This window comes from Saccharibacillus deserti (genome assembly GCF_013618475.1).
In the GTDB taxonomy this organism is placed as follows: domain Bacteria; phylum Bacillota; class Bacilli; order Paenibacillales; family Paenibacillaceae; genus Saccharibacillus; species Saccharibacillus deserti.
Genome location: NZ_JABJVN010000001.1, coordinates 642,049 through 656,263 on the forward strand (window position 1 = coordinate 642,049; position 14,215 = coordinate 656,263).

A 14,215-nucleotide genomic window follows, 5' to 3' on the forward strand; every position below is an offset into this window, starting at 1 on the left:
CGCCTATGGCTTCGAATACGGAAATTTGCCTTTTTGCCCGGCAAGTTTCCCGATTCTCGCCTATGGCTTCGAATACGGAAATTTGCCTTTAAAGAAGGAGTTTGGGAGGGGTTGTGGAATCTTTAGTCAAACGGGATTCGGCGGCCCGCCCGAACGGGCAGTAAGCGGCTTTCCTGAGGAAAGTTGGGAGGGGGTCCACCAGTGAATACGCATTTGGACGCGTTTATCACCTATATGTCGGATGAAAAAGGGCGTACCGCAAGTACGCTCGAATCGTATCGGCGCGATCTGGTCCAATTTCTCGAGTTCGTGGGCGGAAGAGGATTGACCGCCGTGGACGAAATCCGCAAATCGCATATCGCCGCGTATCTGAACGAGATGAAGCGTTCGGGCAAAGCGTCCTCCACGGTCATTCGCGCTTCGGTCTCGATCCGTTCCTTTTTCCATTATCTGATCCGGCGTTCGCTGATCGTTCAGGACCCGTCCATGGATCTGGAAACGCCGAAACCGGAGAAAAAACTGCCGACCGTGCTGTCGGTAACCGAAGTGGAGCGTCTGCTCGGCGCAGCGGATCGTTCGAACGCGCAGGGCGCAAGAGACAAAGCCATGCTCGAAGTGCTGTATGCGACAGGAATCCGGGTCTCCGAATTGATTGCACTCAATCTGGGAGATATCGATCTGGAGCTGAAATTTCTGCGCTGCGGGGCAGCGGGCAAAGAACGGATCGTACCGATCGGCAGAATGACGGCGGAAGCGGTAACGGCTTATCTGGGGTCGATGCGCGACCAGCTCGTCAAGCGGACCGAAGAACAGGCGTTGTTCCTGAATCAGCTTGGCACCAGACTGACGCGGCAGGGGTTCTGGAAAATCATCAAAAAGTACGCCGTCGCCGCGCAGATCGAAACGGATATTACGCCGCACACGCTGCGCCATTCGTTTGCCGCGCATCTGCTGGAGAACGGCGCCGATCTGCGTTCGGTTCAGGAAATGCTCGGCCATTCGGACATTTCGACCACGCAGATCTATACGCACGTGATGAAACGCAACATGAAAGAAGTCTACGAGTTGCATCATCCCCGCGCTTAACACGCAGGCGGAAGATGGAGCGGCCCGATATTATCCAAACGGAGTGTGCATCCCATGACAACATCGACAACAAACGCAGCCAACATTCAGGAAGCGGCGGATTATATCCGCTCCCAAACGCAACTTCAACCCGAAATCGGATTGATTCTCGGTTCCGGTCTCGGTATTCTGGCGAATCTGATCGAAAATCCCGTCTCGATTCCTTACGAAAAAATTCCGCATTTTCCGGTATCGACGGTCGAAGGCCACGAAGGGGAACTGCTGATCGGCACGATTCAGGGGCGTCCGGTCGTCTTGATGAAAGGCCGTTTCCATATGTATGAAGGCTATGGTCCGGAAGTGACGGCATTCCCGGTACGCGTCATGAAGAACCTCGGCGTATCCGGTCTGCTCGTCACCAATGCGGCAGGCGGCGTGAATACGTCGTTTACGCCGGGCGATCTTATGCTGCTGTCAGACCATCTTAACCTGACTGGCAAAAGTCCGCTGATCGGACCGAACGACTCGGCTCTCGGCGTGCGTTTCCCGGACATGTCCGAAGCGTACAGCCGCAGACTGCGCGCCGTGGCGAAAGAAGCGGCGGCCGGGCAGAACTTTACGTTCAAGGAAGGCGTATACGCCGGCCTGCTCGGACCTTCCTACGAGACGCCGGCCGAGATCCGGATGCTGCGTACCCTCGGCGCGGATGCGGTCGGCATGTCCACCGTTTCCGAAACGATTGTGGCGCGCCACGCCGGTCTTGAAGTACTGGGCATTTCCTGCATCACGAACATGGCCGCCGGCATTTTGGACCAACCGCTGTCGCATGACGAAGTGATGGAAACCGCCGATTTGGTCAAAGAAAAATTCCTCGGACTGGTGCTGGGTATCATTCCGAAGATGTAACCTTGTCCGTCAAGTGACAAAAACACAAATCTCCTGCGCTTTAGTCCATTCAGCGCGCATTCGAGGGTCTGCTATACTGGGTACAAATCCCGGGGCAGGCCCTCTTTGTGCAAGCCGGAGCGGCCGGGCCGGAACCTATCGGAGGAATTCACATGTATCTGCACGGAACCAGCAAGATCAATGCCGCAGGGCATTTGGAAATCGGAGGCTGCGACGTCGTCGAACTGAAACAGACGTACGGCACACCGCTGTATATCATGGATGAGGAACTGATCCGCCGCCGCGCCCGCGAATACCGCCAGGCGTTCGAAGCATCCGGCCTGACGTTCCAGGTCGCTTATGCAAGCAAAGCGTTCAGCACGCTGGCCATGTGCCGCATCGCGGACGAAGAAGGGATGTCGCTCGACGTCGTATCGGACGGCGAACTGTTCACGGCACTGCAGGCCGGTTTCCCGGCTCACCGGATTCATTTCCACGGCAACAACAAGACGCCGAATGAGATCGAAATGGCGCTGGACGCCAAAATCGGCTGCTTCGTGGCGGACAACTTCGTCGAACTGCAGATGCTGCAGGCCATTGCGGCGGATCGCGGCGACAAAGTCAACATCCTGCTGCGCGTAACGCCGGGCGTCGAAGCGCATACGCATGAATATATTTCCACGGGGCAGACGGATTCCAAGTTCGGTTTTGATATCCAGAACGGAACGGCGATCGAAGCGGTCCGCACGGCGGCGCAGCTTCCGAACCTGGAACTGCTCGGTTTGCATTCGCATATCGGGTCGCAAATTTTCGAGACGGACGGGTTCGAGATGGCGGTCGAACGCGTAGCCGGTTTCGCGCGCAGCGTGAAAGAACAGCTGAACGTCGAGTTCAAAGTCGTTAACCTGGGCGGAGGTTTCGGTATTCGTTACACGGAAGGCGATACGCCGCTTGAAGTGGCCGAGTACGTCAAAGCGATCACCGACGGCGTGAAAAAGCACTTCGCAGGTATCGGCGCCGAACTGCCTGAGATCTGGGTCGAGCCGGGCCGCAGCATCGTCGGCGATGCCGGCACGACGCTGTATACGGTCGGCACGAGCAAAGACATTCCGGGCGTACGCAAATACGTTGCGGTAGACGGCGGCATGACCGACAACCCGCGTCCGGCGCTGTATGAATCGCAGTACGAAGCGATGCTGGCGAACCGGGCCGGCGACGCGAACGAAGAAACCGTCTCGATCGCGGGCAAATGCTGCGAGAGCGGCGATATGCTCATCTGGGACGTCGAGCTGCCGAAGCCGAACACCGGCGACCTGCTGGCTGTAGCCTGCACCGGCGCGTACAATTATGCGATGGCGAGCAACTACAACCGGATCCGCCGTCCGGCTGTCGTCTTTGTCAAGAACGGCGCAAGCGATCTGGTTGTCCGCCGCGAAAGCCTGGATAACATCACGGGCAACGATGTCATTCCGGCGCGTCTGGCCAAGCAGGGGGTACAGGTGAAATAAAGCGGAGTCGGTTTATCGAAATCGAATAGTGGAATCGAATAACGGAAAGGGGCAGCTTGCGCTGTCCCTTTTTAGCATCCGTCCCTGGCTTTTCGCAAAGCGTACGTCCCGTTTTTTTCGCGTCAAGTGTTTCGGGTTTTGCTTTGTGCGCTAATTTCGGGTACACTGGTTAAGGTTGCCGAGGCGTCTTTCGAGGCGGAGTTCGGCCGAATCATACAGATATTCATAGAAAACCAAGGGAGATGACTATGATGAAAAAAGGATATATCGAGCTTGAAAACGGCGGCAACGTCGAAATCGAATTTTTGCCGGAAGAAGCACCGAACACGGTAGCGAACTTCGAGAAACTGGCCAACTCCGGTTTCTATAACGGCCTGTCTTTCCACCGCGTTATTCCGGGTTTCGTCGCGCAGGGCGGCTGCCCGAACGGCACCGGCACAGGCGGTCCAGGCTGGCAGATCGACTGCGAAACTTCGACGAACGTAACCAAGCATGCCAAAGGCGTTCTGTCGATGGCGCACGCGGGCAAGAACACCGGCGGAAGCCAGTTCTTCGTATGCTACGGCCCACAGCCGCACCTCGACGGCGTGCACACGGTCTTCGGCAAAGTCACCAAAGGCATGGAATTGATCGATGCCGTTAAACCGGGCGACAAAATGAAAGAAGTCAAAGTCGTAACGGAATAGTATCGTAACGGAATAGTAAATGAACAAACCAAACAGCGGTCAGAGGCTTAAGTGCTCTGGTCGCTGTTTTTTTGTTGTTCACAATGAAGCCGGCATCACGCTAGATCACTGATTTCAAAAATAAAGAATTTATACAAAATATGTAGTATAGTTACTTAGGTCAAAACTCATTATAAATAGAAATAGGGGTTGAATGGAGTTCATGTCAAACGCAAAATCAAGAGGTTTCCTGCTTTTTATTTCGATGCTTGTGTTCCTTTTTGCTTGGAATGCAAAGAGCCATGCATCCAACAACGCATTGGAAGCATCAAAGTATCCGCAAGAAGTCGCTGTATTCGTAAACAAAAAAGTAAGTATCGTTACGCCGAAAGCTTATTGGGCAGATAATGACAAAGTTTACGTGCCCATCAAACAAATCATCAAAATGAAAGGTGTCACCCTTTCGACGAATAACGGAATTACCGTCAAATCTTCCAACGGTTCGTTCAAATTGGATAGATCGAATTCGATCGTTTATAAAAATGCGACATACGTTACTTTTGAAAAGTTCCTAAAAATAACGGGGTATTCAGGACGATTCGAATGGCGTGGGTCTTCTATATTTCTCTGGAACGATTACGCAAATTATGAGGCGACCGTTAAAAAAATAAACGCTTTAAAACCATTGCCGGCCATGATGTATAACTTTATGGGAAGCAAGGTATACCTGTACGAAGGCGATCGCATCGGATGGGTCTCAGGGATAAAGAAAACAGGTTATGGCAGCACGGAGTTTTCGATTCAGATGCAAGACGGAAGCGTGGTTGTAGAAGATGTGTTTGACGAAAGTCCGAACACTTTTTGCGAGTATGCGGATTACCAGGAATTTATGAGCAAGGGCTTTATCAACGACTATGTTTGGGCCAATAAAAACGTGTTACCCGAGTCGAACCCTTTATATAATTTAGAAAAGATAAAAATTTTGAGTGTTAAGGTGAAAAACAAAGAAATCACCTTTATGGTAAGAAGAGCCAGTGGAAAAACGGGATCTTTTAAACTCCCAATTCAATCGTATTTAAACGGAACAGTGTTTAACAATTTTTATACGAACGATCCCAAAAAAGCATACCCTGCCTGGAAAGCCCGAGCATGGGAATTGATTGCGGAACAAAGTATATCCAAAGGCATGACCAAAGATATGGTGCTGATGTCTTGGGGTTCTCCAGACGATACTAGCAGTTACAGTGGCACGTACATCTCGACCGATACTTGGACTTACGGAGATACGTATTTGTATTTCACGAATGGCATTCTCGATTCATGGATGGATCTTTAACATGAAAAAAGGCATTCTCGCATTTGTGCGGGCGTGCCTTTTTTGAACAATGTTTTTCCGATAAAAAGCCGCTTCCTTTCAAAATTAACCGTTTTCGCCGAGCATGGTGTATAGTGAAAGCACTTGAATTTTCGCTGCCGCGATCAATAACCGAAAAGGAGTTTTGATATGCACCGGTTTTTCCAAATCGGCTACGCCGTATTCTTCGTTCTTGTTCTGCTGATGCTGCTGGTTCTGCCATGGCCCAACGGAACCGCCATGTATCCGTTTATGATTCTCGTGATCTGCGCGTGGGGGTTCTGGTATTCGGGGAAAAAGCACAAGCGGAGAGCCGATCCCAAATCGCTTCCGAAGACGCGGCCTTATGCCGGATCGAAACCCCAAGCCAAGTCCAATACCAAATCCAAACCGAATTCCAAATCCAGGCGGTAGATTAGCGCTCCCGTAGAAGCGGAACTGCCGTTTTGTACAAAAAAAGCTTGTCAGGCCGAAGCCGATAAGCTTTTTTGCGTATGGGATTCGGTGCTGCGGATCGGCCGTGCTGCTGCATCCGGCAATGAGGATCCCGATCAGGACCACGGCGGTTTGATACACAGATTTCAATTCGACATCCCCTGTCTGCTGTAGAATAATCTGCTTTTCAGCCGATTCTTTATTTCAAGCATTTTCTTGATTCCTATTTTATCTTGAAATGCAGAAAATGTTTCGCCGTATTTGTTTCACCCCGCCGTTGCATTTCTTTTCCCGCCATGCTACCATCATAAGCAATACCGTATTCCGGTCACTTGCCGGATACACACATACTCTTTCGGGGCGGGGCGCAATTCCCCACCGGCGGTGACGGCACGCGATTCTTTGGAATCGCCGGCCGAAGTCCGTGACCCGAGCCGTTTCCTGTGCGAGACGGCCGGTTGACCCGGTGCAATTCCGGGACCGACAGTTACAGTCTGGATGGGAGAAAGAGAAAACGAACCGTTGTGTTTGCCTTGCATGCGGTTGGAAGCGGCTGGCTGTGCCGGTCGTCTTCGAACATGGCATGCGTATGCGGAACCTGATATTCATCGCAGTCAAAACTGCGGGTCCATGCTTTTTGCGAAGCGGCTCGTTTGTTTTTTCACAGGTGAAAATCGGTTTCCTTGTACCTGGATTCAGGCAGATGCATCCGGCAGGCCGGTGCTGTTTGGCATACCTGTTGGCTGCGCTGCGTAGTTCCGGCAGAGACGCACTTTTTCGCTTTTTAATCCCAGGCCCCGTTTTCGGATAAGTATCCGAGCACGGGGATTTTTTGCATGTGCAGCTTGGACATGTACCGGACGGAGCATACCGGAACGGTAGGCATCTTCAGAATAAGACCAAGATAAGGCCAAGAAAGCAAGGAGGCGGCTCTCATGTTTACCGGCTTGATCGAAGAAGTAGGCAGCCTGCGGCGAGCCGAACGCCGCGGGGAAGCGATGGTGCTCACCCTCGGGGCCAAAAAAGTGCTGGAGCATGTCGCGATCGGAGACAGTATCGCCGTGAACGGCGTATGCCTGACCGTCACCAGCTACGAACGCGATTCGTTTACCGTCGACGTGATGCCGCAGACGTACCGCAGCAGCAATCTGAGCACGCTCGGCAGCGGCAGTCCGGTCAATCTGGAGCGGGCGTTGGCGGCAAACGGGCGCTTCGGCGGACATATCGTGCAGGGGCATGTCGACGGAACCGCTTCGATTGTCTCGGTCGAGCAGGATCAGAATGCCGTCGTGTTCACGTTGAAAGCGGACGATCCGCATCTGATGCGCTATGTGATCGGCAAAGGGTCCATCGCGATCGACGGGATCAGCCTGACCGTGACGCACGCGGAGAACGGCCATTTCGGCGTATCGATTATCCCCCACACGCTGGGAGAGACCGCGCTGAGCCGCAAAAAGGCAGGCAGTTTCGTCAACGTCGAATGCGATATTTTGGGCAAGTACGTTGAACACCTGCTGGGTTTCGGGCAAAAAGATGGAGCGGGAGCGAAGACGTTCTCCGCAATCGACGAAAGCTTTCTGTCGCGCCACGGATTCGCCTGAACGGAGCAGTTCGGCGGCGAATCCGAAGCAGAGCGAAGCCGGAAATCAAGGAGGAAATCAAATGGACGAACGATTTGTATTTGACAAGATCGACGATGCGCTGGCGGACCTCATATCCGGGAAAATCGTGCTGGTCGTCGACGACGAAGACCGCGAGAACGAAGGCGATTTTATTGCGCTGGCCGACCGCGTGACGCCCGAAGTCATCAATTTCATGATTACGGAAGGACGGGGGCTGGTCTGCCTGCCGATCACGAGGGAACGCGCGGCGCTACTGGAACTGGAACCGATGACGACGCGCAACACCGACTTTCACGGGACGGCGTTTACGGTGTCTGTCGATCATATGGAGACCACGACAGGCATTTCGGCACATGAGCGTGCGGTAACGGCCCGGGCGATTACGCGTCTGGAGACCCGGGCGGACGACTTCCGTCGTCCTGGCCACATGTTCCCCCTGATCGCCAAAGACGGCGGGGTGCTGCGCCGGGCCGGCCACACGGAAGCGGCGGTCGACCTGGCACGTCTGAGCGGGGCCGAGCCGGCCGGCGTGATCTGCGAAGTCATCAAGGAAGACGGCACGATGGCGCGTCTGCCCGACCTGATCGAACTCGCCCGCAAATGGAACATGAAGCTGATCAGCATCAAAGACCTGATCCAGTACCGCAGCGAACGCGAACAGTTGGTCCGGCGCGAAGTGGAAGTCCGGATGCCGACGGATTACGGCGAGTTCCAGGTAGTGGCCTACAGCAACAAGGTCGACGACAAAGAGCATCTGGCGCTGGTCAAAGGAACGATCGATCCGCAGTCGCCGGTTCTGGTGCGCGTGCACTCCGAATGCCTGACCGGCGACGTGTTCCATTCGCACCGCTGCGACTGCGGGCCCCAGTTCGAAGCGGCGATGCGCCAGATCGAAGCGGAAGGCTCCGGCGTGCTGCTGTACATGCGCCAGGAAGGCCGGGGCATCGGGCTGATCAACAAACTGAAGGCCTATAAGCTGCAGGAAGAAGGCCTGGATACGGTCGATGCGAATCTTGCGCTCGGGTTTGCCGCCGATCTGAGGGAATACGGTATCGGAGCGCAGATTCTCGCCGATCTCGGGGTACGGCAGATCCGGTTATTGACCAATAACCCGCGCAAAATCAAAGGACTGCGGGGACACGGATTGGAAGTTGTCGAACGTGTCCCGATCCAGATGGCGGAGAATGCCGACAATACCGGATATCTGCATACCAAACAGAACAAACTTGGACATTTCCTGAACTTCGGAACGCCGCTGCAGGGCGAAGAAATACGGACGGGAGAGCTTGAACCGCTGGAGCAGAACGAGCCGCCGATCACGCCGCGGAACGGGCCGCAGCTGTAAAGGCCGAAGAAGCGGCTGCGTGACGGCTGTATGATTCATGAGGAAATTTGTAAAACGAAGGCTACAAACCGGTCAATCTGGTATACAATAGACAAAGGATGGTTGATGACAAATGGCAAATGTATACGAAGGACACTTGGTATCGCAGGGATATAAATTCGGGATCGTCGTCGGCAGATTCAACGAGTTCATCACGTCGAAGCTGCTGTCGGGCGCGCTCGATGCTTTGAAGCGCCACGGTGCGGAAGACGACGATGTGGATGTCGCCTGGGTTCCGGGCGCGTTCGAGATTCCGCTTATTGCGCAGAAAATGGCGGAGAGCGGCAGATACGATGCCGTGATTACGCTTGGAACGGTAATTCGCGGCTCGACGACGCATTACGATTATGTCTGCAACGAAGTGGCGAAGGGCGTATCCGCAATCAATCTGAAAACGGGCGTTCCGACAATCTTCGGCCTCGTCACCACCGAAAATATCGAACAGGCGATCGAGCGTGCGGGAACCAAAGCCGGTAACAAAGGCTGGGATTCGGGGCTTGCGGCGCTTGAAATGGCCAGCCTGAGCCGTCAATTCAAAGGCTGACCGTTCGCAATACGGGCGGAGGGGAAACGGCTTGACTGTACTATACAAACTGGAAACGTTCGAAGGTCCGCTCGACCTGCTGCTGCACCTGATCGACAAGGCGGAGATCGATATCCAGCAGATTTCCATCAGCACGATCACGGAACAGTACCTGCAGTATCTGCGCACCATGCAGGAACTCGAGCTGGAAATAACGAGCGAATTCCTCGTGATGGCGGCGACGCTGCTCGCGATCAAGAGCAAACTGCTGCTCCCCAAACCTCCGGTCATGGATATGGACGAGTACGATTTCTACGAAGAGGAAGAACCCGATCCGAGGGAAGACCTGATTCGCAGGCTGACCGAGTATCGGAAGTATAAGAGCATTGCGGGTCTGCTGCACGAGAAAGAGCACGAGCGAGGCCGCATCTATATCCGCGAGCCGGACGATCTGGCGCCGTTTCTGCCCGAAGAAGACGATAATCCGCTGGAAGGGCTGCATATGTCCGATCTGGTATCGGCTCTGCAGCGCGCTCTTCTGCGGGCGGAACGCAAGCCTGTTGTCGCCCGGATCCGCCGCGACGAAATTTCCGTCCGGGACCGGATGCGGGAGCTGGAAGATGCGCTTCGCGGCGCGGGTGCCGGAGGCAGAATCCTGTTTTCGAGCGTACTGAACGAACGGATGTACAGACAGGAGATCGTCGTGACGTTCCTCGCCGTACTCGAACTGATGAAGATGAAGCAGGTGAGCTGCTATCAGGATCGGCTGTTCGACGACATCGTAATGGAGTGGAGAGGGGAAACGGCGTCAAATGGATTTGCAGACGTTGAAGTCGATTATTGAAGGCCTCCTGTTTTTGGCGGGAGATGAAGGCTTGACCGTGCGGCAGATTGCCGAGATTACGGAGAGCAAACCGGGCGAAGCCCAAAAAGCGGTGGAAAGCCTGCAGCGCGATCTGCGCAAATCGGGACGCGGCGTGCGGGTGACCAAGCTTGCGGGGGCGTACCATCTGGCTACACTGCCGGAACATTCGGAGTATTTCGAACGGTTGGCTTATTCGCCGTCGCGGGCGACCCTGTCGCAGGCTGCGCTCGAGACGCTGGCGATTGTGGCTTACCGGCAGCCGATCACACGCATCGAGATTGAAGAGATCCGCGGAGTCAAGTCCGAACGGGCGATTCACACGCTTACGAACAAGAGCCTGATCGTCGAGACGGGCCGTGCAGAAGCGATCGGGCGTCCGATCCTGTACGGGACAACCAAAGCTTTTCTTGATCACTTCGGGCTGGGCGGTCTGGAAGAGCTGCCGGACGCTTCGGCGTTTGAAGCCCTGATCGTTTCCGAAGAAGAAGAGCCGCTGCTGTTCGGTTCTGCGGCCTCTTCGGCGCCGGAAGCCGGCACAGAGGAAGCGTCCGTGGATTGGAATCCGGACGAAGCGGGAGCGGAGCCGGGCGAACCGCAAGACGAATAGGGCAAGAGCACCGTTCGGATGACCGCGGGGCCGCTTGTGGAGCGGTTCTCCAGCTTGCGGGCGGCGGCTCGGGTTTTCGTTCAGGGCTCTTCCCGGAGGGGAAGGGCCCTGTTTTTCGTTCGAGGCGGCGGATGCGTAGCGGCAGGTACGGACTTGGCATCGGAGCGTACGCAAAAGGTGGCGGAAGCGTGAAAACAGAGCGCGGTTGCGCTTGTGATTTTACGTGTCTATAGGTATGATGAAAGGTGAGGTGACTGGATGACTATGGAACGATTACAGAAAATTTTGGCCCAGGCAGGCGTGGCTTCGAGACGGAAATGCGAGGAGCTCATTCTGGCGGGCAAGGTCGAGGTGAACGGCGAAGTCGTAACGACGCTGGGAACAAAGGCCGACCCGAACGCGGACGAGATTACCGTCAGCGGCCGGGCGATCAAAGCGCAGCAGAAGCTGTACCTGATGTTCAACAAGCCCAAGGGCGTTATTACGAGTGCGACCGATCCCGAAGGACGCAAGGTCGTAACCGATTACATCAAAGGAATCAAAGAACGCGTCTACCCGGTAGGGCGTTTGGACTACGATTCGGAAGGCCTGCTGCTGCTGACCAACGACGGCGATTTGGCCCAGAAGCTTACGCACCCGAGCCATCACGTCCCGAAGACCTATCTGGCTACGGTGGAAGGTATTCCGCACGGCGATTCGCTCGAGAAACTGAGACGGGGCATCCAGCTTGAAGACGGCATGACCGCTCCGGCCCAACTTGAATATTACGATGTGGATCAGCAGAAGAAACAAGCGACGATCCGAATCACGATCTATGAAGGCAAAAACCGCCAGGTTCGGCGGATGTTCGACGCGATCTCGCATCCGGTCAAACGGCTTAAGCGGATCTCGATGGGCAATTTGTATTTGCAGAACCTGAAGCGCGGCCTGCATCGCCCGCTGACGGCAAGCGAAATCAATGAGCTGAAGCATCTTTCGGAAATTAAGCATGAGAGAGAAACGCCGGATAAGTAAGTTCTCCGCGCCATATCGTTGACGAAAGGATTGTTGCATCGTGGCTGATCAAAAAGAGCGAATTCTCGTAGTGGACGACGAAGAACGGATCCGGCGTTTGCTCCGTATGTATTTGGAAAAAGAAGGCTATGAGATCGAAGAAGCGGAGGACGGCGAGAGCGCTTTGCAAAAAGCGACGGAAGGCGATTACACGCTGGTCATTCTCGACGTGATGCTGCCCGGCATCGACGGGGTGGAAGTCTGCGCGCGGCTGCGCCAGGTCAAGTCGACGCCCGTTCTGATGCTGACCGCCAAAGGCGAAGAAGTCAACCGGGTGCAGGGCTTTGAAGTGGGAGCGGACGATTATGTCGTCAAACCGTTCAGTCCGCGCGAAGTGATCTATCGGGTTAAGGCGATTCTTCGCCGTTCTTCTGCGACCGCTTATTTGACCAAGGAGAGCGGAACGAGCAACAACATCGTATTCCCGCACCTGACGATCGAACACGATGCGCACCGCGTCCTGGCCGGAGGACACGAAGTCGGCCTGACGCCGAAAGAATACGAACTGCTGCACTATTTGGCTACTTCTCCGGACAAAGTGTTTTCCCGCGAAGAACTGCTGAAAGACGTATGGAACTATGAATTTTTCGGCGATCTGCGTACGGTGGACACCCATGTGAAGCGTCTGCGCGAGAAGCTCAACAAAGTATCGCCCGATTCCGCTTCGATGATTACGACCGTATGGGGCGTCGGCTACAAACTCGAGGTCCCGAAGTAAGATGACGGTATGGAAAGAACGGGTCGGCAAACTGTGGCAGACGCTGGTCGGCAAGCTCTGGCTGACGATTATCGGGCTCGTCGCCTGCGTGCTGCTGACGTTGGGTTTTTTCCTGCTCCCTTATGTCGATATCGCTTTTGCCAATTCGGCGGCCGTCAAGCGGATGCTCATCTATGTGGGGATCATCGGCTTTTCCATGACGACCGTCTTTGCGCTGTTTCTGCTCAAAAAAATCACCCAGCCGATGCGACAGCTGATCGACGCCGCGGATTCCGTGCGGCAGGGCGATTACGGTACACGCGTCCATCTGGAAGGGCATGACGAGATCGGCGAGCTGGCCAGCACCTTCAACCTGATGGCGGCCAGACTCGAAGAAAATATCCGGGATCTGAATATTGAAAAAGAACAGTTGGCCGGCGTACTGCGCAGTATGAGCGATGCGATGATCACGTTCGACCGGGAAGGCGCCGTACAGCTTACCAACCCGGGCGGAGAACGTCTGTTGGAAGACTGGAAGGAAATCAGCTGGATGGAAGAGGAACCCGGCGAATCGCCCGATTCCCGTTCCCTGATTCCCGAACCGCTGTATCCGCTGTTCGAAGAAGTTCGCAGGACGCTCGAAGACCGGAGTGCCAATGTGCTGGTCCGTCAGAGCGTATGGGAAGTCAATATGGCCCCGCTTTTTCTGGACAATGAAGTGCGCGGAGCGGTCGCCGTGCTTCGCAATGTGACCGATGCCGTCAACATGGAGAAAATGCGCAAAGATTTCGTCGCGAACGTCTCGCACGAGATCCGTACGCCGCTGTCCATGATGCAGGGATACAGCGAGGCGCTGCTCGACGGATTTGCCGCTTCGCCGGAGGAACAAAGCGAACTGCTCCATGTCATACACGACGAGTCGCTTCGAATGGGACGGCTGGTCAAAGACCTGCTGGATCTGGCACGGATGGAGGCCGGACATACCGATATTGGAAGGTCCCGCGTCGATATCGGGGAGTTGGTCGAACGCGTCTATCGCAAATTCGCGGTGCGGGCCAAAGACGGCGAATTGGATTTCCGACTTGAACGCGATGAAGGATCGCTTGTCTTGGATCAGGCCGATGAAGACCGTCTGGAACAGGTCGTCACCAATCTGCTGGACAACGCGTTCCGCCATACGCCGGCCGGCCGCCTTGTGACCATTGCGGTCAAACCCACGATTGCGGAACAAGAAACGCTGACGATCTACGTGTCCGATGAAGGTCTCGGTATTCCCGCCGAAGACGTGCCTTATATTTTCGACCGGTTTTACAAAGCGGACAAAGCGCGGACACGCGCGGTATCCAGCGGAACAGGGCTGGGTCTTGCGATTGTCAAAAATATCGTCGACGCGCACGGCGGCCGTATCCACGTGGAAAGCGTGCTCGGAGAAGGAACCAAATTCCGTGTCATTCTGCCGAAGAACGGCCGGCCCGTGTAAGATTCGGCTGCGGGATCTCCTGCGGCAAACGGCTTGAATACGAACATGCCGGAGCATTCCGGCATGTTTTAT

At 55.0% G+C, this 14,215-nt stretch carries 14 protein-coding genes and 1 riboswitch; all 14 genes read left to right on the top strand.

Going from position 1 to position 14,215, the window contains the following annotated elements:
- The first annotated feature begins 201 nt into the window (after positions 1–201).
- The 14 genes from xerD (at position 202) to HOP44_RS02930 (ending at position 14,143) form a co-directional block, all read left to right on the top strand.
- Positions 202–1,086, top strand: a complete 885-nt coding sequence (gene xerD, locus HOP44_RS02865; RefSeq protein ID WP_172250374.1) for a site-specific tyrosine recombinase XerD — start codon at positions 202–204, stop codon at positions 1,084–1,086.
- Between the two features lie 54 nt (positions 1,087–1,140).
- A complete protein-coding gene (locus tag HOP44_RS02870) occupies positions 1,141–1,971 on the top strand; it encodes a purine-nucleoside phosphorylase (protein WP_172250376.1) in 831 nt (276 codons plus the stop codon).
- A gap of 152 nt (positions 1,972–2,123) precedes the next feature.
- The gene (gene lysA / locus HOP44_RS02875) at positions 2,124–3,458 is read left to right on the top strand and encodes a diaminopimelate decarboxylase (protein WP_172250378.1); all 1,335 of its coding nucleotides are present in this window, start codon (positions 2,124–2,126) and stop codon (positions 3,456–3,458) included.
- Positions 3,459–3,709: 251 nt separating this feature from the next.
- The gene (locus HOP44_RS02880; RefSeq protein ID WP_141450258.1) at positions 3,710–4,144 is read left to right on the top strand and encodes a peptidylprolyl isomerase; all 435 of its coding nucleotides are present in this window, start codon (positions 3,710–3,712) and stop codon (positions 4,142–4,144) included.
- Positions 4,145–4,346: 202 nt separating this feature from the next.
- Entirely contained in the window at positions 4,347–5,459 is a 1,113-nt protein-coding gene (locus HOP44_RS02885; protein WP_172250380.1) for a hypothetical protein, read from the top strand.
- Positions 5,460–5,627: 168 nt separating this feature from the next.
- The gene (locus HOP44_RS02890) at positions 5,628–5,891 is read left to right on the top strand and encodes a hypothetical protein (protein ID WP_172250382.1); all 264 of its coding nucleotides are present in this window, start codon (positions 5,628–5,630) and stop codon (positions 5,889–5,891) included.
- A 368-nt stretch (positions 5,892–6,259) separates the two neighbouring features.
- A riboswitch (FMN riboswitch) is annotated at positions 6,260–6,426 on the top strand.
- 421 nt (positions 6,427–6,847) lie between these two features.
- Positions 6,848–7,513 carry a riboflavin synthase gene (gene ribE, locus HOP44_RS02895; RefSeq protein WP_172250384.1) on the top strand — a complete coding sequence of 222 codons (666 nt, stop codon included), beginning with the start codon at positions 6,848–6,850 and terminating at the stop codon, positions 7,511–7,513.
- 61 nt (positions 7,514–7,574) lie between these two features.
- Entirely contained in the window at positions 7,575–8,879 is a 1,305-nt protein-coding gene (locus tag HOP44_RS02900; RefSeq protein ID WP_172250386.1) for a bifunctional 3,4-dihydroxy-2-butanone-4-phosphate synthase/GTP cyclohydrolase II, read from the top strand.
- A 112-nt stretch (positions 8,880–8,991) separates the two neighbouring features.
- A complete protein-coding gene (gene ribH / locus HOP44_RS02905) occupies positions 8,992–9,462 on the top strand; it encodes a 6,7-dimethyl-8-ribityllumazine synthase (RefSeq protein ID WP_172250388.1) in 471 nt (156 codons plus the stop codon).
- A 31-nt stretch (positions 9,463–9,493) separates the two neighbouring features.
- Positions 9,494–10,285, top strand: a complete 792-nt coding sequence (locus HOP44_RS02910; RefSeq protein WP_172250390.1) for a segregation and condensation protein A — start codon at positions 9,494–9,496, stop codon at positions 10,283–10,285.
- Complete coding sequence (gene scpB / locus HOP44_RS02915; protein WP_246369549.1) at positions 10,254–10,913, top strand: SMC-Scp complex subunit ScpB; 660 nt, start codon at positions 10,254–10,256, stop codon at positions 10,911–10,913. The genes HOP44_RS02910 and scpB overlap by 32 nt, the downstream gene beginning before the upstream one ends.
- Before the next feature lie 264 nt (positions 10,914–11,177).
- A complete protein-coding gene (locus HOP44_RS02920; protein ID WP_172250392.1) occupies positions 11,178–11,927 on the top strand; it encodes a pseudouridine synthase in 750 nt (249 codons plus the stop codon).
- A 40-nt stretch (positions 11,928–11,967) separates the two neighbouring features.
- Entirely contained in the window at positions 11,968–12,684 is a 717-nt protein-coding gene (locus tag HOP44_RS02925) for a response regulator (protein WP_172250394.1), read from the top strand.
- A 1-nt stretch (position 12,685) separates the two neighbouring features.
- Positions 12,686–14,143: a HAMP domain-containing sensor histidine kinase gene (locus HOP44_RS02930; RefSeq protein ID WP_172250396.1), complete on the top strand. Its 1,458-nt coding sequence runs from the start codon at positions 12,686–12,688 to the stop codon at positions 14,141–14,143.
- Positions 14,144–14,215 lie beyond the last annotated feature (72 nt).